Raw genomic sequence first — 16,328 nt, forward strand, 5'->3', positions numbered from 1 at the left:
ACCGATCCATGACGAACGACGACACCAACGGCGAGGGGCACCGCCCCCCGCGTTCTCCGGCATTCGGCCTTGTGGGCCGCGTGGTGCTGGTGCTGTTCGTCGCCGCGGCCATCGCGGTCGTGTGGATTTCGAACCAGTGGCTCACCCAACGCTACACCGAAAGCACCCGCTCGCGGGCCGAGCTTCGCATGGCGCTCTACACCGGGAACCTGATCTCCGAGTTGCAGCGAAATTCGGTTGTGCCGCTCTTGCTGTCGCGCGACCCGGCGTTCATTTCGGCCCTGAATTCAGAGGATTACGTCAATTCCTCGCAACGCCTTATCTCGTTTCGGGACGAGATCGGGGCGCAGTCGCTTCTGCTTCTCGACCAGACGGGGCGTGCCGTGGCCTCGACCGACCGGGAGAGGTTGGGGTCGAACCACCGCGCGCAGCCCTATTTCGTGAACGCGCTCCGGTCGTCCGACACCGTCTTCACCGTCTCGCAGACCGAGGCGGGGGGGTATGACTTCACCTATGCGCGCAAGATCCTGAACGGGGGCGAATTGATCGGCGTCATCGTCGTCGTCGTGGATCTCGCCAAGTTCGAGCAAAGCTGGGCGCGGATTTCCGATGCGGTCTACGTGACCGACAGCGAAGGCCGTGTGATCCTGACGACCGAACCGCGCTGGCGCGGGCTGCCGGAAGGCGATGCGATGAACACGCTGCCCCCCGCGACCGCGATCGAACGGGCGTTGGAGCGCACGGCGCAATGGGCGGCCCTGCCGTCCGAGGCGTTCTTCGCCGGCGACGACGTGATCCGCCAGACCAGCCGGGTGCCGTTCCAGGGCTGGCAGATGACCAGCTTCACCACCTATGCCTCGGTCCGCGAGCGGGTGAACGGCGTTCTGGCGCTTGAAATCATGGGCTTCGCGATCCTGCTGACGGTCGGTTTCTACGTGGTCAGCCGCCGCGCCACCACGGCGAGCCGGTTTTTCCAGCGCGAAAGCGCGCAGTTGCGTGAGCTGAACGACGCCCTGAGCCGCGAAGTGGCCGAGCGGCAGAAGGCCGAGAAGAACCTGCAAGTGGCCGAGCAGACGCTGGCGCAATCTTCGAAACTGGCCGCTCTGGGCGAGATGTCGGCGGCGGTGAGCCACGAACTCAACCAGCCGCTCGCCGCGATGAAAACCTACCTCGCGGGGGCCAAGCTGCTTTTGCAACGCAAGCGGCCCGAAGAGGCGCTTTCGTCGTTCCAGCGCATCGACGACCTGATCGAACGGATGGGGCTGATTACGAAACAGCTCAAATCCTATGCCCGCAAGGGCGGCGACGCGTTTCAGCCGATGGATGTGCGCCAGTCGGTGTCGATGGCGCTGTCGATGATGGAACCGCAGCTCAAACGCCGTCAGGTGCGCATCACGCGCAACGTGCCGCGCGAGCCGGTGATGATCATGGGCGACAACGTGCGGCTGGAGCAGGTTCTCATCAACCTGCTGCGCAACGCCATCGACGCGACCAAGTCGGTGGACGATCCGCAAGTGGACATTCTGCTCACCGGCGGGGAACAAGTCGTGATCTCCGTGCGTGATAACGGGCCGGGTGTCGAAGACCTCGATCAACTGTTCGAGCCTTTCTACACCACCAAGGCACCGGGGGACGGCGTGGGACTTGGCCTCGCCATCTCGTCGGGGATCGTCGGCGACTTCGGCGGGCGCCTGACCGCGCGCAACGGAACCGCCGGGGGGGCTGTATTCGAGGTGGAACTTCCTATCTACAAGGAAGCGACCAAAAACAAATCATCGGGCGTCGAAGCCGCAGAATAGCGGCACGCGCACGACCGGACGGGATAGGTCCGGTACTGAATTGGCCCGAAAGGGGGGCCGGAGGGTACATCAAGAATGGCACAGGCAATGAAAATCGCGATCGTCGATGACGAACAGGATATGCGCCAGTCGATCAGCCAATGGCTCGCACTGTCCGGGTTCGACACCGAAACCTTTCCCTCCGCCGAAGAGGCGCTGAAGAACGTCGGCACCGACTACCCGGGTGTGGTCATTTCCGACATCCGGATGCCCGGCATGGACGGAATGCAATTCCTGAAGAAACTGATGAGCGTCGACTCGGCACTTCCCGTCATCATGATAACGGGGCACGGTGACGTGCCGATGGCGGTCGAAGCGATGCGGGTGGGTGCCTACGATTTCCTCGAAAAGCCGTTCAACCCGGACCGGATGACCGAACTCGCCAAGAAGGCCACGCAATCGCGCCGGGTGACGCTCGACAGCCGCATCCTGCGCCGCGAACTGGGCGACGGCACCACGATCATGAAGAAACTCGTGGGCGCTTCGCCGCTGATGGAGCGGCTGCGTGAGGACATTCTCGACCTCGGCCAATCCGACGGACACGTCCTGATCGACGGTGAAACCGGCACGGGCAAGACGCTGGTGGCCCACGCACTGCACGCGGTCGGGGCCAAGGCCGGGCGCAAGTTCGTGGTGATCCGCTGTGCGGGGCAGGACGAAGACGACCTCAGCCGCCGCATCTTCGGCCCGATGGAAGAGGGCGGGCGTCTGCCCGCCGTCGAAGAGGCACGGGGCGGGACGCTGGTGCTCGAGGACATCGAGGCGCTGCCGGACGGGTTGCAGGCCAAGCTTCTGGGCTGGATCAACGATCAGGGCACCCCGCCCGAGACCCGCGTGATCGCGGTGTCGAACCTTCAGGAAGCCGGCAAGACCTGCGAGGACGCGCTGCGCCCTGACCTGTTCTATCGCCTTGCGACCATGACGATCACGCTGCCGCCGCTGCGCCAGCGCGGCGAGGACATCCTGATGCTGTTCACGCGCTTCGCCGACCAGTTCGCCGAGGAATACGGCTGCGCCGCGCCCAGCGTCACCGCACAGGAGGCCGCGCAACTGTTGCAGGCCCCATGGCCGGGCAACATCCGCCAGCTCATCAACATCGCCGAACGCGCCGTGCTGCAAAGCCGTCGCGGCACGGGCACCATCGCCTCGCTTCTGATGAACGACCACGACGACGTGCAGCCGGTGGTGACGACGGAGGGCAAGCCGCTCAAGGAATACGTCGAAGCCTTCGAGCGGATGCTCATCGACAACACGATGCGCCGCCACAAGGGCTCGATCGTGGGGGTCATGGAAGAGCTGTCGCTGCCGCGCCGGACGCTGAACGAGAAGATGGCGAAATACGGGTTGCAGCGGGCGGATTATCTCTAATTTCGAATGACGCTTTTGCGTCATCCGACCAAGCGGGGGGCCAGCCCCCCGCACCCCCCGGGATATTTCGGACCGGAAAGAGGGGCGCGGGCCGAGGGGTTCGCGCCTTTTCGCGTGTCAGCGGGTGCGGGCGCGGCCGCCCCGGCGCTTGGCGATCATGGGCGCGCGGTCGGGCAACGTTTCCATGATCTCGCGGCGTTCCATGTCGGTGAGGCGCGACCATGTGGCGATCTCGTTGATCGTCCTGTAGCAGCCGATGCAGATGCGCATTTCGGGATGGATCTGGCAGACCTTGTTGCAGGGCGACAGCGGCTCGTCGCGGGTCCAGACGTCGTCGGTCACAGGTGCCTCATGCGGTCGAGCGCGCCTTGCAGGATGTAGCCTGCGGCCACGTGGTCGATCACGCCGGATCGTTTGGCGCGTGAGGTGTCGGCTTCGAGGAGGGCGCGTTCGGCGGCCACCGTCGACAGGCGTTCGTCCCAGAAGGTGATCGGGCGGTCGGTCAGGCGCGACAGGTTGCGCGCGAAGGCGCGGGTTTTCTGGCAGCGCGGGCCTTCGGTGCCGTCCATGTTGCGCGGCAGCCCGAGGACGAGGCCGGAGATCGCGCGTTCGTCGAGGATCGCCATGAGCGCCTCGGCGTCCTGCGTGAATTTCTTGCCGCGCCGAATGGTGTCGAGCGGCGTCGCCACCTGGCGCATCCCGTCGGATACGGCCACGCCGATGGTCTTGTCTCCGTAGTCGAGGCCGGCGAGCGCCGTCATCGCGGGCAGGGCGGCGGCGAAATCGGCGATGTCGTCGAAGATCACTCGGCCACCCCCGCGTCACGGGCCGCCGCGCGCACGATGTCGAGTTCGCCGGGCTGACCTTCGAACCGCGCCTGCGCCTCGGCCCAGATCGCCTGCGCCTGTCCCATGTCGCCCAGCACGCCGAGCGCCCGGATGAGGCGGGCCCAGTCCGAGGCCGGGCCGCCCTCGGTCGCCAGACGGTCGGACAGGCCGGCGACCATGCCCCGGATCATGTCCTGCCGCTCTTCCTCGGTCATTTCGGCGGCATTTTCGATGTCCTGCGCCGAGGGGCCGCGGGGGGCCGCCCCGCTTTCGGCCAGGGTGTAGTTGACGCCCGCGGCTGAGGCGAGAAGTTCGATGCGCTCGCGGATCGGGCCGACCCACGGATCTTCCGGCGCCGAGCTTTCGAGCAGCGCGCGCCACATGCGGAAGGCGAGGTCGGGGCGGTCGTTCTGGGCGAACATCAGGCCCGAATAGTAGCGCGCGACCTTGTTGCCCGGTTCGATCTGGAGCGCGCGCGAGAGGGCGGTTTCCGCCTCGGGCGAGACATAGCCACCGGCGGCGAGGATCAGAAGCTCGGCGAGGTCGGAATAGTCGTTCGCCGTCGCCTCATCCCCCTTGGCCTGAATAAGCGACCATTGCGCGTTGTGGGCGGCGCGGTAGTTGCCGAGCTGCGCCTCGTGCTGGGCCAGCAGGGCGAGGCCCTGAACATCGCCGGGGCGGCGCGCCACAGCGGTGCGCAATTGGGCGACGAGTTCGACGTAATCCTGCGGCACGTCGGCGGCAGGGCCTTCCCACGCGGGCATCTCGGCCTCGGCGGCTTTCTGGTCCGGGCGGTTTTCGCGTGCTTCGGCGGCGAGGCTCTTGCGCAGGTCCAGCGGCAGGTCCGGGTAACCCGGCGCGCCCAGATCGGAATAGAGATACCAGCCGCCCCCGACCAGCAGCACCGCGATCCCGGCGACGGCGGCGATGCTGGCGGAGCGGGGCGCGCGGCCCGCGCCGCTTTGCGCCTGCGCGGCCCGGTCGGCTTCCAGCAGACGGCGCGAGATTTCGATCTTCGTGCGCTCGGCATCCGCTTCGGACACGACACCGCGCGCCACGTCGCGGTCGAGTTCCTTGAGCTGGTCGCGGTAGACCGCCATGTCGAATTCCGCGCTGGCGCGGGCCGTCGTGCGGGCGGGCGCGAACAGCGCGTAGCCCAGAATGAGCACGATGAAGATCGCGGCGAGCGCCGCCAGCATCCAGAACCCCATGGTCCCTCCCGAAAAGTTCCCCCTCATCTACCCATTTGCCGTGTCCTGCAAAACCCCCTGCGACATCGCGTGTCGGAAACCGACGACAAGTTGATGTCGCATTTGGTGCAGGTGGTGCCGTTCGCCGCATTGGCGCGGATCGTCGGGTTGATATGAACGGGGCGAACCACGACGTCGGGGATTCGCATGAAACGATATTCGGCCTTTGCCATCGCGCGTGAGGCGCTGCGCTACCACACCGGGTGGGAGCGCGCCTGGGGCAATCCGGAACCCAAGAAACGCTACGATGTCGTCATCGTGGGGGCCGGGGGCCACGGGCTCGCCACCGCGTTCTATCTGGGCAAGAACTTCGGCATCACCAATGTGGCGGTGATCGAAAAGGGCTGGCTCGGCGGCGGGAACACGGGCCGCAACACGACGATCATCCGGTCGAACTATCTGCAGGACCCCTCGGCGGCGATCTATGAAAAGTCGCGCTCGCTTTACGAGACGATGAGCCAGGACGTGAACATGAACGTCATGTTCTCGCCGCGCGGCGTCATCATGCTGGCCCAGACCCATCACGAAGTGCGCGGGTACGAGCGTACGGCCCATGCGAACGCGCTTCAGGGGGTCGATACGACGTTCATCGGGCCGGAGAAGGTCAAGGAGCTGGTCCCGATCATCAACATCGACGGCCCGCGCTATCCGGTGCTGGGTGGGCTGTGGCAGCCGCGCGGCGGCACCGCGCGTCACGATGCGGTGGCCTGGGGCTATGCGCGGGCCTGCGCGGGCATGGGGATGGACATCATCCAAAACTGCGCCGTTCAGGGGGTCGAGACCGAGGGCGGTCAGGTCAAGGCGGTGAACACGACCAAAGGCCGGATCGAATGCGGCAAGCTTGCGCTGGTCGTCGCGGGGCATTCCTCGGATCTGGCCGAAATGGCCGGGTTCCGACTGCCGATCGAGTCGGTCGCGCTTCAGGCGCTGGTGTCGGAGCCGATCAAGCCCTGCATGGACGTGGTCGTGATGGCCAACACCGTGCATGGCTACATGAGCCAGTCCGACAAGGGCGAGATGGTGATCGGCGGCGGCACCGACGGGTTCAACAACTACACCCAGCGTGGCAGCTTCCACCACATCGAAGAGACCGTGCGCGCGCTGGTCGAAACCTTCCCGATGATCTCGCGGCTGAAGATGCTGCGCCAGTGGGGCGGGATCGTGGACATGACCGGGGACCGCTCGCCCATCATCTCGAAAACGCCCGTGGGCAATATCTTCGTCAATTGCGGCTGGGGCACCGGCGGGTTCAAGGCGATCCCCGGCTCCGGCTGGGCGATGGCCGAGCTTGTGGCCAAGGGCGAGCCGGGGCCGCTCGCGGCCGAGTTCGGCGTGGATCGCTTCCGCGAGGGGCGCTTCATCGACGAGTCCGTCGCCGCCGGGGTGGCGCACTGATGCGGGCGGTTGGAAACATGCATCCGAAAGTCAAAAAAACCGTGCCGGTCGCGTGCGTTACGCGAGTGATGCCTCACTTGGCGGGGGCTTGGAACCTCGCTGCCGGACAGCGCGTTGGCTGTGCAACTGAGAATTGCACAGGAGATCGAAAATGGCAGATCGGAGCGACACGCCCCCTGACCACACCGTCGTGCAATCCGGCGGTGGTAATACCGGACTGGCCTTCGTCGTCGGCATCCTTGTCGTCGTCGTCGCCGTCATCGCATGGTTCGTCTTCGCGGGCGACCCGTCCGGTGCGGGCGATCAGGTCAACGTCACCATCGAAGGCGCAGGGGACAACGGCGCAATCGAGGGTGCGGAAAACCGGATCGGCAGTGCCACCAGCGACTTTGGTGAAAGCGCCGAACCCGCAGCCGAATAATACGACCATCACAACCAGACTGACCGGCCTGCCGCCTTTTGGCGTGCGGGCCGGTCGCATGCGTGGCGCCTCTGCCACCCTGACCGGAGGTGCGACATGCTGATCCTCACCTGTCCTTATTGCGGCGTGGAGGCCGACGAAACCGAACTGGCACCGGGGGGCGAAGCGCATCTGAAGCGTGCCACCGTGGGCGACAGCGACGAGGCGTTCGAGGCCTACCTGTTCGACCGGGCGAACCCCAAGGGCGTGCATTTCGAGCGGTGGCGTCATGCCTATGGCTGCGGGAAATGGTTCCTCGCGGCCCGCCACACCGTGACGCTGGAGGTCTACGGGACTTACAAGGCCCAGACGCCGGAACCGACGAAAGAGATCGTCGCCGCCATCAAGAAACGCCTGCCGGAGTGGGAGGGTCGGGGATGAGCCATCGTCTCGACGGAAAGGGGCGGCTGATCGACCGTTCCAAAAAGCTGCGCTTCACCTTCAACGGTAAGGCCATGACGGGCTATGCGGGTGACACGCTCGCCTCGGCGCTGCTCGGATCGGGCCAGTCCGTGATGGGGCGAAGCTTCAAGTATCACCGTCCGCGCGGCGTTGTGGCTTCGGGCGTGGAAGAGCCGAATGCGCTCATGAACCTCGGCGAAGGCGGGCGGTTCGAGCCGAACCAGCGCGCCACCACGACACCGCTTTTCGACGGTCTGACCGCGACCAGCCAGAACCACTGGCCGTCGCTGGAGTTCGACATCGGCGCGGTGAACGATCTGGCCGCGCGGTTCCTGCCGGCGGGGTTCTACTACAAGACCTTCATGTTCCCGCGTTTCGCGTGGAAGCACCTGTTCGAGCCGTTCATCCGTCAGTCGGCGGGTCTGGGTCAGGTGCCGAAGGAGCCCGATGCGGACCGCTATGAGCATGTCTATCACCACACGGACGTGCTGGTGATCGGCGGCGGTGTCGCGGGTCTCGCGGCCGCGCGGGCCGCTGCGGCGGGCGGCGCCAAGGTCATGGTGCTGGAGCAGACCGCGTATTGGGGCGGGCGTGCCCCGGTCGATGGCGGGCAGATCGACGGTCTCGACCCCGAAACATGGGTGAACAACGCGGTCCAAGAGCTTGAGACCGCTGAAAATGTGACGCTGCGCCTCGGCACGATGGGTGCGGGCGTCTATGACCACGGATATGTGCTGGGGTATGAGCGTGTGGCCGACTCGACGCCGGGCGACGACCGCCCGCGTCACCGCCTGTGGCGCATCCGCGCCAAGCAGATCGTGACCGCGACCGGCGCGATCGAACGCCCGCTGTCTTTCCCCGGCAACGATGTGCCGGGCGTGATGCTGGCCTCTGCCGTGCGCGACTACGTGGTGAACTGGGGCGTCGCGCCGGGCCGGCGCACGGTGATCGTGACGAACAACGACGATGCCTACCTGACCGCGCTCGCGTTGAAAGAGGCGAAGCTGGAGGTGCCCGCGATCATCGACGTGCGCGCCACCCTCGTGGGGCCGCTCGCGGACCGGGCGCGCAAGGCCGGGATCAAGCTGATACATGGCAAGGCCGTGGTCGGGGTGAAGGGTAAGAAACAGGTCACGGGCGTCATGGTCGCCGACCTCGACGGCAAGTCGACGCCGGACGCCATCGAATGCGATGCGGTCGCCATGTCGGGCGGCTGGTCGCCTGTGGTGCACCTGTGGTCGCACTGCGGTGGCAAGCTGAACTGGGACGATGCCGAGGCGATGTTCAAACCCGATCCCGCACGTCCGCCACTGGGCGCGGACGGGCAGGGGTTCGTCCTGACAGCCGGGAACGCTTCGGGCGCCATGGGGCTGGCCGAGGCGCTGGCGGACGGGCATGAGGCCGGGCGTCAGGCGGCCAAGGCCGCAGGCGGCACGCTGACGCGCAAAGCCGCACCCAAAGCGCCCGAGACCGAGCGCCAGCCGCTCAAACAGGTCTGGATCATGCCGACGGCGGCAGGCCCGGACAAGCGGATGAAGATGTGGCTCGACTATCAGAACGACGTGAAAGTGTCGGACGTGCAGCTTGCCGCACGCGAAGGCTATGCGAGCGTCGAGCACACCAAACGCTATACCACGCTCGGCATGGCGACGGATCAGGGGAAACTGAGCAACATCAACGGTCTGGCGGTGTTGTCCGATGCGCTGGGTCAGGCGATCCCGCAGACCGGGACGACCACCTTCCGCCCGCCCTACACGCCGATCAGCATGGGGGCCATCGCGGGCGAAGCGCGGGGCGAGCTCTTTCAGCCGATCCGCCGCACGCCGATGCATTCGGCCCATGACGCCGCCGGCGCGGTGTGGGAGCCGGTGGGGCATTGGCGCCGTCCCTTCTGTTTCGCGCGCACGGGCGAGACCGACATGGAGGCGGTGAACCGTGAGATCGTGAACACCCGCGAAAACGTCGGGATGCTCGACGCCTCAACGCTGGGCAAGATCCTCGTGACCGGACCCGATGCGGGCAAGTTCCTCGACATGCTCTACACGAACGTGATGTCGAGCCTGCCGGTGGGCAAATGTCGCTACGGCCTGATGTGCACCGAAAACGGCTTCGTCACCGACGACGGCGTGGTCGCGCGTATCGACGAGCAGACGTGGCTCTGCCACACAACTACGGGCGGCGCGGATCGGATCCACGGCCACATGGAAGACTGGCTCCAGTGCGAATGGTGGGATTGGAAAGTCTATACCGCCAACCTGACCGAGCAATACGCGCAGGTCGCCGTCGCGGGCCCCAAGGCGCGCAAGGTGCTTGAGGCTCTGGGCGGCATGGACGTCTCGAAAGAGGCGATGCCGTTCATGACATGGGCCGACGGAACGCTCGCGGGCATCCCGGCGCGCGTCTACCGGATCAGCTTCACCGGCGAACTCAGCTATGAAATCGCGGTCCCAGCGAACCGGGGGGCCGAGCTTTGGGCGAAGGTGGCCGAGGCGGGGGCCGCGCATGGCATCCAGCCCTACGGCACGGAAGCCATGCACATCATGCGGGCCGAAAAGGGGTTCGTGATGATCGGGGACGAAACCGACGGCACCGTGATTCCGCAGGACCTGAACATGGGCTGGATCATCTCGAAGAAGAAAACCGACTACCTCGGCAAGCGCGCGCAGGAGCGGTCGCACATGGCAAGCCCGGATCGCTGGCGGCTCGTGGGGCTCGAAACGCTCGACGGGTCCGTGATCCCCGATGGGGCCTATGCGGTGGGCGAGGGCTTTAACGCCAACGGTCAGCGCAACATGATCGGGCGTGTCACCTCGACCTACTACTCCCCCACGATCCGCAAGGGGATCGCGATGGGTCTGATCCAGCACGGGCCGGACCGGATGGGCGAGGTCGTGGATTTCGCCACGCTGGACGGCACCGGCACGGTCATCAAGGCGAAGATCGTCGAGACCTGTTTTTACGACAAGGAAGGAGCCAAGGCCGATGTCTGATGCGGTTTCCGTTCTGAATGGCGCGGCCTTCGACGGCTTCGCGCAGGTCTCCGACACCGGCCCGCGCGGAATGATTACCCTGCGTGGCGCGCCGGAGGTGCTGGCGAAAATGGCAAAGGCGCTTGGGCTTGCGGTGCCGGAGACGCTGGGTCTGACGAGCAAGGGCGACCTGTCGCTCGCGTGGATGTCGCCGGACGAGGCGATGGTGCTGTGCGACTATGCCGACGCGCCGGGGCTGGCGGAGAAGGTGCAGGGGGCCGTCAAAGGCGATCACGCGCTGGTCGCCGTGGTCTCCGACGCCCGCGCGGTGTTCCGGGTGAAGGGGGACAAGGCCGATCAGGTGCTGCGCAAGCTCACCCCCGCGCCGCTCGACGGCTTCGCGCCCGGACAGGTCCGGCGCACGCGGCTCGCCCAAGTCGCCGGCGCGTTCTGGATGACGGATGCACAGACATTCGAAATCATGTGCTTCCGCAGTCAGGCGCAATACGTGTTCGACCTTTTGTCGAATGCGGCGCGGCCCGGCTCGGAACTCGACCTGTAAACCCATAGGCGGCCAGTACGTTGCGACCGAAAGCGGGCCGGAATGCCCCGCTTTTTGTTTTCCACGTCGCGGCCCGATAGCCGTGACGCCAGCCCAAAAGCGACAACGCGCCCGCGCGCAGACGGGTTCCGTGCACATCCCGTGTGCCGCTCATTATTCGCCGCAAACCCGGAAACCCGGCCTGCGCCCCTTGACCTCGGGCGCGACCAAGGCCCATCTAAGCGGCAACTGACACCAGAAGAACAGGGGGATATCCCAATGGCTTTCGAACTTCCCGACCTTCCCTACGCCCACGACGCGCTCGCCGATCTCGGCATGTCGAAGGAGACGATGGAGTATCACCACGACATCCACCACAAGGCCTATGTCGACAACGGCAACAAGGCGATTGCCGGCACCGAGTGGGAAGGCAAGTCGGTCGAAGAGATCATCAAGGGCACCTATGACCCGAAAGCGGTCGCCCAATCCGGTATCTTCAACAACGCCTCGCAGTATTGGAACCACAACCAGTTCTGGGAAATGATGGGTCCGGGCGAAAAGAAGATGCCGGGCGAGCTGGAAAAGGCGCTCACGGAAGCTTTCGGCTCGGTCGACAAGTTCAAGGAAGACTTCTCGGCCGCGGGCGCCGGCCAGTTCGGCTCCGGCTGGGCCTGGCTCGTGAAGGACACCGACGGATCGCTCAAGGTGACCAAGACCGAGAACGGTGTGAACCCGCTGTGCTTCGGTCAGACCGCGCTTCTGGGCTGCGACGTGTGGGAGCATTCCTACTACATCGACTTCCGCAACAAGCGCCCGGCGTATCTGACGAACTTCCTCGACAACCTCGTGAACTGGGAAAACGTCGCCTCGCGCATGTGATCCGACGCCCGAATGATGTGAAATGGTGGCCGCCCCAAGGGGCGGCCGCTTTGTTTTCATCGCCACATCTGCGGGGCAGATGAAGCGATGCGGTGGGGGCTCGGGCTCACCAAAGCAAGCGCCGGAGCCGCCATCCCCCGATCCCGCGCCTGACAGCCGCCGGCCCGCCCTCCAAGGACAATAGCCGTATCCCCACCTGCGGCGGGGCCCCTCGGCGATTCTCCTTGGCGTTCGGACCGCCGACCGTCCTGCGGGTCTCAGGCGACGGCGGCTCCTAAGCAAGCTTCGGTCGGAAGGGGCGTTCCGGTGGGTTGGTCCTTGGGCGCGAAGGGGCAGGGGCACTGCGCCTGCGGTTTCGAGTGTCGCGGTCTTTTGGCTTCGGACGTCCTTTTTCTGCGTGTCTGCCACTGCAAAGGAACAGCGGGCGGCGTGCGGGCGTTTTTCGGGAAACGGCAAACAGGAGGACGATATGGCCGAGCGCAAACGCTCCAAAGACGGGCACAGCGAAACCGAAGAGATCCTTGGCGGAAAGCCCGAAAAGCTGCATGAGACGGCGCAGGAAGGCGCGTCGGGTGGAAACCTTCAGCGCAAGGTCGGCACCCGTGACGAAGAAAAGCGGGTCGACGAGACCTCGGCGGGCAACACCCGGCCGCTCGCGCAGGATCGGAACGGGTCGGGCGACAAGGAAAAGGTCTGACCCGCGTGCGGAGGGCCCTGCGAACGCGGGGCCTTTCGTCAGTCCGGGTGGATGTCTCGCGGCGTGCACCCGGCATCGAGGATCACGGCGATCCAGTTCACATCGGCTTTCAGACCGAGTTCGGCCAGCCACGCCGACTGCGCCCGATAGGCGCCCTCTTCCTGCGCCGCCGGGCAGTAGAAATGGCGCGGGGCCTGTCGGTGGTGGACGAGTTCGTGCAGCAGCACGGACAGGTCTTCGGGGTCGTCGGCGGCCCAGGGGTGGACGAGATAGATCGTTTCGGACTGGGCATCGTAAAGCCCGCGCGTGGCGCCGTGGCCGCGACCGGGCAGACCCGCGATCAGGGCCGCCTGTTGCGCGGACACGACCCTGATTTCCGGCAGATCGGGGCGCGGGGGCAGGTCCGTGTTCGCATCCAGCCAGTGCTCCAGCATCCCCAGAACATCGCTGCCGACGATGGGCGGCTCGGCGGCAGCCACGGGTGCCTTGGACAGGGACAGGCAAAGCGGGATTGTTGCCAGCCAGCGGCCGGCTTGGGACAGGAGGTGCATCAGATCACTCCGGATAGCGTGGATTTGGTTGTGAGCCTGAAATCATGCTAGGATCTGAAGGCACCGGTCGCAAAAGACGGTTCTTCAACTGCCGATGAACGGGATTCATGCGCGATGAGCCGCAAGTTGCCCCCTTTCGCCGCCGTTCGCGCCTTCGAGGCCGCCGCGCGGCTCTTGAGCTTCAAGGACGCAGCGGACGAGCTGTGCCTGTCGCCGTCCGCGGTCAGCCATCAGGTTCGCGCGCTGGAGGAGTTCCTCGATACCAAGCTGTTCGAGCGGCGCGGGAACGCGATGCACTTGACCCTGACGGGGGAGACCTATGCGGGGCGGCTCGAAACCCTGCTCGACGGGATCGACGGGGCCACGCGGGCGGCGCGGGCAGGGGCCGAACCCGAGGTTCTGCGGGTGCTCTGCACGCCGGGCTTTGCCGCGCGCTGGATGGTGCCGCGCATGGGGCGGTTCGCCCATGCCGACCGGCTGCGCCTGCGGGTGTCGGTCGGTGCGCCCTCGACGGACTTCGCCACGAACGATGCGGATATCGTCATCCATTGGGCCGATGCCCCGGTCGCGGGTGTGCTGGTGGAACCGCTCATGGCCTCGGCCCGCTATCCCGTGATCCGGCCCGATCTGAAGGCGCGGCTGGGGATCGAGACACCCGCCGATCTGGCGCGCGCCACGCTCATGCATGACGAGACGATGGATATGTGGGCGGAATGGTTCGAACTTGCCGGATGCCCGCCACCGCAGATGCCCGCAGGCCCGGAATTTCCCAATTGCGAACTCGCCACCACGGCGGCGGAGCAGGGCGGCGGTGTGGCGCTGGCCTATGACATGATGGTGCGCGACACGGTGGCGTCGGGTCGGCTCATGCGACTATTCGACACCGTGACAATGCCTTTCGTGATCTATTCAGTCGCCTGCGATGAAGCCCGCATGGACGAGCCGATGATCGCCGCGTTTCGGACGTGGGTGCAGGCCGAGGTGGCCGAGGATGGACGGCCCGCCACCGCGATCCGGGTCGCCGAGTAGGCGGGAACCCCCGCCAAGTTCCGGGCGTTTCTTCCTAAATCACTGACACTTAAGGAGGATATGCAATGGCACAGATCGATACCGGGACCTGGGTTCTGGTCGCCGACAGCGAAAAGGCCCTGTTTCTCGAGAATGTCGCGGATGCCGAAAATCCGCATCTGGTGGTGACCCGTGAAGAGCATCAGGACAACCCGTCCGACCGCGAACAATCGGCCAACCGTCCGGGCCGGATGCAGGACACCGGGGTGGGCCAACGCTCCGCGCTGGACGACACCGACTGGCACGAACTCGCCAAGGAACGCTTCGCCTCGCAACTGGCGGACATCCTTTACAAGAAGGCGCATCGCGGCGAGTTCGAGAAGATCGTCATCGCCGCCTCGCCGCAGGTGCTGGGCGCCCTGCGCGACGAATTGCATCAGGAGGTCACCAAGCGGATCGTGGGCGAGGTCGACAAGACCCTGACCAACCACCCGCTCGACAAGATCGAGAAGATCGTCAAGGAAGACCTCGAAGCGGCCTGACAGATCGGGCGAGGCGCGCGGCCTTGACCCCGCCGCGCGCCTCTGCCACCCCCGGTCCGAAACGGCAGGAGCGGACAGGGATGAGCGAGACGGGCAAAGGCATCGCGGCCATCGCGGGTGCCTGCGTGATCTGGGGTCTGTCCTCGATCTATTACAAGGCTCTGGCGCATGTGCCGCCGGAAGAGGTGCTGGCACATCGCACCCTCTGGTCATTCGTCTTCTTCGCGGGCGTTCTGGCGGTGCAGGGGCGGCTTGGGGCCTTGCGCGGACTTATCGGGTCGCGGCGCGTCTGGCAGGTGCTGCTGGCCGCCGTCATGATCTCGACCAACTGGTTCTTCTTCATCTATTCGGTCCAGACCGGCCGGGCCTTGGGGGCATCGCTGGGCTATTACATCTTTCCGCTCGTCGCCGTGCTTCTGGGCGTGGTCATTTTCCGCGAACGCTTGCGGTTCGGGCATGGGGTCGCGGTGGTCATGGCCGCGCTCGCCGTCGCGATCCTGACCTGGGGACTGGGGGCGGCGCCTTGGATCTCCCTCCTTCTGGCGACCACGTTCGGGTTTTATGGCGTCGTGAAAAAAGGGCTGGACGCAGGGCCGGTGGCCAGTGTGACGGCCGAGGTCACGCTTCTCCTGCCGCTGGCGGTCCTGTGGCTCGTCGGGGTCCACGCGTTCGGCTGGACCGGGATCACGGGCCGCAACCTCGCCGTGTTCGGTGACGACCTGCGCGACAGCCTGCTGCTGGCTTTCTCGGGCGTGCTGACGGCCACGCCGCTGATCCTGTTCTCCTACGCCGCGCGACGGCTGGGATACGGGCTGCTCGGCTTGATGGAATACATCAACCCCACGCTGCAATTCCTTGTCGCATCGATGATTTTCGGCGAGCTCGTCACCCGCTGGCACATGATCGCGCTGCCGATCATCTGGGTCGCGCTTGCGCTTTACTCATGGGTCAGCCTGCGTCAGGACAGGGCGGAGTCCAGCCTCGCGGCGAGGGTTTCGACGTCGGGCACGACCTGAACGAAATCCAAGAGCGACCGATCCGCGAACCCCTGATCGATGGTATGCTCGATCAGCGCGATGAGCGGGTCCCAATACCCCTGCGTGTTCAGCACGATCAGCGGTTTGTCGTGGAGGCCCAACTGGCGCCACGTCAGCACCTCGAAGAACTCGTCCAGCGATCCGGCCCCACCGGGCAGGACCACGACGGCGTTCGAATTCATGAACATGACCTTCTTGCGTTCGTGCATATTCTCGGTGACGACGAAACTGGTCAGGTCGCGCTTGCCTACTTCCATCGACAATAGGTGCGTAGGGATCACGCCGAAGGTCGCGCCGCCAGCCTCCTGCGCCGCACGGGCGACGGTGCCCATGAGGCCCACGTCCCCTGCGCCGTAGACCAATTGCCAGTTACGCGAGGCCAGAAGGGCGCCGACGGCGCGCGCCTCGGCCTCGTACTCCGGCTTGGCCCCGAAGCGTGAGCCGCAAAAGACACAGACGGAAGCTTGTGGCGCGGGCATGGGTTAGCCTTTCGGGAAAGTGTTTTGACCCGTGATAACCGCGTTGTTAATGTCCCTCAAGCCTTGGGGATACGGGGCGTTTGGG

The 16,328-nt window shown here is 65.7% G+C and carries 17 protein-coding genes; 12 read left to right on the forward strand and 5 right to left on the reverse strand.

Annotated elements, in window-relative coordinates:
* The first annotated feature begins 8 nt into the window (after window positions 1–8).
* Together FCT00_RS10700 and FCT00_RS10705 are read left to right on the forward strand one after the other, a co-directional pair.
* Window positions 9–1,799 carry a sensor histidine kinase gene (locus tag FCT00_RS10700; RefSeq protein WP_008328271.1) on the forward strand — a complete coding sequence of 597 codons (1,791 nt, stop codon included), beginning with the start codon at window positions 9–11 and terminating at the stop codon, window positions 1,797–1,799.
* A 75-nt stretch (window positions 1,800–1,874) separates the two neighbouring features.
* Window positions 1,875–3,206, forward strand: a complete 1,332-nt coding sequence (locus tag FCT00_RS10705) for a sigma-54-dependent transcriptional regulator (protein WP_040884304.1) — start codon at window positions 1,875–1,877, stop codon at window positions 3,204–3,206.
* Between the two features lie 117 nt (window positions 3,207–3,323).
* Here the strand turns inward: FCT00_RS10705 and FCT00_RS10710 are convergent, their stop codons facing one another.
* The 3 genes from FCT00_RS10710 to ccmI are packed head-to-tail and all read right to left on the reverse strand — an operon-like array spanning window position 3,324 to window position 5,244.
* Window positions 3,324–3,548, reverse strand: coding sequence for a DUF1289 domain-containing protein (locus tag FCT00_RS10710; protein WP_138423017.1), 225 nt, complete (start codon window positions 3,546–3,548; stop codon window positions 3,324–3,326).
* Window positions 3,545–4,012: a Holliday junction resolvase RuvX gene (gene ruvX, locus FCT00_RS10715; protein ID WP_138423018.1), complete on the reverse strand. Its 468-nt coding sequence runs from the start codon at window positions 4,010–4,012 to the stop codon at window positions 3,545–3,547. The genes FCT00_RS10710 and ruvX overlap by 4 nt, the downstream gene beginning before the upstream one ends.
* Window positions 4,009–5,244, reverse strand: coding sequence for a c-type cytochrome biogenesis protein CcmI (gene ccmI, locus FCT00_RS10720; RefSeq protein ID WP_138423019.1), 1,236 nt, complete (start codon window positions 5,242–5,244; stop codon window positions 4,009–4,011). The genes ruvX and ccmI overlap by 4 nt, the downstream gene beginning before the upstream one ends.
* Window positions 5,245–5,430: 186 nt before the next feature.
* Here ccmI and FCT00_RS10725 point away from each other — a divergent pair, with 186 nt between their 5' ends.
* The 7 genes from FCT00_RS10725 (at window position 5,431) to FCT00_RS10755 (ending at window position 12,626) form a co-directional block, all read left to right on the forward strand.
* Entirely contained in the window at window positions 5,431–6,678 is a 1,248-nt protein-coding gene (locus tag FCT00_RS10725) for a sarcosine oxidase subunit beta family protein (protein ID WP_008328282.1), read from the forward strand.
* A gap of 151 nt (window positions 6,679–6,829) precedes the next feature.
* The gene (locus FCT00_RS10730) at window positions 6,830–7,099 is read left to right on the forward strand and encodes a hypothetical protein (protein WP_008328285.1); all 270 of its coding nucleotides are present in this window, start codon (window positions 6,830–6,832) and stop codon (window positions 7,097–7,099) included.
* Between the two features lie 96 nt (window positions 7,100–7,195).
* Entirely contained in the window at window positions 7,196–7,519 is a 324-nt protein-coding gene (locus tag FCT00_RS10735) for a sarcosine oxidase subunit delta (protein WP_008328287.1), read from the forward strand.
* The gene (locus FCT00_RS10740) at window positions 7,516–10,530 is read left to right on the forward strand and encodes a sarcosine oxidase subunit alpha family protein (protein WP_138423020.1); all 3,015 of its coding nucleotides are present in this window, start codon (window positions 7,516–7,518) and stop codon (window positions 10,528–10,530) included. The genes FCT00_RS10735 and FCT00_RS10740 overlap by 4 nt, the downstream gene beginning before the upstream one ends.
* Window positions 10,523–11,071: a sarcosine oxidase subunit gamma gene (locus FCT00_RS10745; protein ID WP_008328291.1), complete on the forward strand. Its 549-nt coding sequence runs from the start codon at window positions 10,523–10,525 to the stop codon at window positions 11,069–11,071. The genes FCT00_RS10740 and FCT00_RS10745 overlap by 8 nt, the downstream gene beginning before the upstream one ends.
* A 258-nt stretch (window positions 11,072–11,329) precedes the next feature.
* A complete protein-coding gene (locus tag FCT00_RS10750; protein ID WP_008328293.1) occupies window positions 11,330–11,929 on the forward strand; it encodes a superoxide dismutase in 600 nt (199 codons plus the stop codon).
* Window positions 11,930–12,398: 469 nt separating this feature from the next.
* A complete protein-coding gene (locus FCT00_RS10755; protein WP_138423021.1) occupies window positions 12,399–12,626 on the forward strand; it encodes a hypothetical protein in 228 nt (75 codons plus the stop codon).
* A 38-nt stretch (window positions 12,627–12,664) separates the two neighbouring features.
* Here FCT00_RS10755 and FCT00_RS10760 read toward each other — a convergent pair whose 3' ends face one another.
* Window positions 12,665–13,177 (reverse strand): DUF6647 family protein, encoded by a 513-nt coding sequence (locus FCT00_RS10760; protein ID WP_138423022.1) that lies wholly within the window; start codon window positions 13,175–13,177, stop codon window positions 12,665–12,667.
* A gap of 114 nt (window positions 13,178–13,291) precedes the next feature.
* On the opposite strand from FCT00_RS10760, the gene FCT00_RS10765 reads away from it, so the two are divergent.
* The 3 genes from FCT00_RS10765 to rarD all read left to right on the forward strand — a co-directional run bounded on the left by FCT00_RS10765 (window position 13,292) and on the right by rarD (window position 15,743).
* The gene (locus FCT00_RS10765; RefSeq protein WP_138423023.1) at window positions 13,292–14,206 is read left to right on the forward strand and encodes a LysR substrate-binding domain-containing protein; all 915 of its coding nucleotides are present in this window, start codon (window positions 13,292–13,294) and stop codon (window positions 14,204–14,206) included.
* Between the two features lie 65 nt (window positions 14,207–14,271).
* Window positions 14,272–14,727 carry a host attachment family protein gene (locus FCT00_RS10770; protein ID WP_008328302.1) on the forward strand — a complete coding sequence of 152 codons (456 nt, stop codon included), beginning with the start codon at window positions 14,272–14,274 and terminating at the stop codon, window positions 14,725–14,727.
* Window positions 14,728–14,807: 80 nt separating this feature from the next.
* Window positions 14,808–15,743, forward strand: coding sequence for an EamA family transporter RarD (gene rarD, locus FCT00_RS10775; protein WP_138423024.1), 936 nt, complete (start codon window positions 14,808–14,810; stop codon window positions 15,741–15,743).
* Here rarD and FCT00_RS10780 read toward each other — a convergent pair.
* Complete coding sequence (locus FCT00_RS10780; protein WP_138423025.1) at window positions 15,686–16,243, reverse strand: LOG family protein; 558 nt, start codon at window positions 16,241–16,243, stop codon at window positions 15,686–15,688. The genes rarD and FCT00_RS10780 overlap by 58 nt on opposite strands.
* Between the last annotated feature and the right edge of the window lie 85 nt (window positions 16,244–16,328).

The organism is Maritimibacter alexandrii (assembly GCF_005871115.1).
Classification (GTDB): domain Bacteria; phylum Pseudomonadota; class Alphaproteobacteria; order Rhodobacterales; family Rhodobacteraceae; genus Maritimibacter; species Maritimibacter alkaliphilus.

Coding starts and splice junctions, on each gene's coding strand:
- FCT00_RS10700 (WP_008328271.1), top strand. CDS start 9: ATGACGAACGACGACACCAACGGCGAGGGGCACCGCCCCCCGCGTTCT.
- FCT00_RS10705 (WP_040884304.1), top strand. CDS start 1,875: ATGGCACAGGCAATGAAAATCGCGATCGTCGATGACGAACAGGATATG.
- ccmI (WP_138423019.1), bottom strand. CDS start 5,244: ATGGGGTTCTGGATGCTGGCGGCGCTCGCCGCGATCTTCATCGTGCTC.
- FCT00_RS10725 (WP_008328282.1), top strand. CDS start 5,431: ATGAAACGATATTCGGCCTTTGCCATCGCGCGTGAGGCGCTGCGCTAC.
- FCT00_RS10730 (WP_008328285.1), top strand. CDS start 6,830: ATGGCAGATCGGAGCGACACGCCCCCTGACCACACCGTCGTGCAATCC.
- FCT00_RS10735 (WP_008328287.1), top strand. CDS start 7,196: ATGCTGATCCTCACCTGTCCTTATTGCGGCGTGGAGGCCGACGAAACC.
- FCT00_RS10740 (WP_138423020.1), top strand. CDS start 7,516: ATGAGCCATCGTCTCGACGGAAAGGGGCGGCTGATCGACCGTTCCAAA.
- FCT00_RS10745 (WP_008328291.1), top strand. CDS start 10,523: ATGTCTGATGCGGTTTCCGTTCTGAATGGCGCGGCCTTCGACGGCTTC.
- FCT00_RS10750 (WP_008328293.1), top strand. CDS start 11,330: ATGGCTTTCGAACTTCCCGACCTTCCCTACGCCCACGACGCGCTCGCC.
- FCT00_RS10755 (WP_138423021.1), top strand. CDS start 12,399: ATGGCCGAGCGCAAACGCTCCAAAGACGGGCACAGCGAAACCGAAGAG.
- FCT00_RS10760 (WP_138423022.1), bottom strand. CDS start 13,177: ATGCACCTCCTGTCCCAAGCCGGCCGCTGGCTGGCAACAATCCCGCTT.
- FCT00_RS10765 (WP_138423023.1), top strand. CDS start 13,292: ATGAGCCGCAAGTTGCCCCCTTTCGCCGCCGTTCGCGCCTTCGAGGCC.
- FCT00_RS10770 (WP_008328302.1), top strand. CDS start 14,272: ATGGCACAGATCGATACCGGGACCTGGGTTCTGGTCGCCGACAGCGAA.
- rarD (WP_138423024.1), top strand. CDS start 14,808: ATGAGCGAGACGGGCAAAGGCATCGCGGCCATCGCGGGTGCCTGCGTG.
- FCT00_RS10780 (WP_138423025.1), bottom strand. CDS start 16,243: ATGCCCGCGCCACAAGCTTCCGTCTGTGTCTTTTGCGGCTCACGCTTC.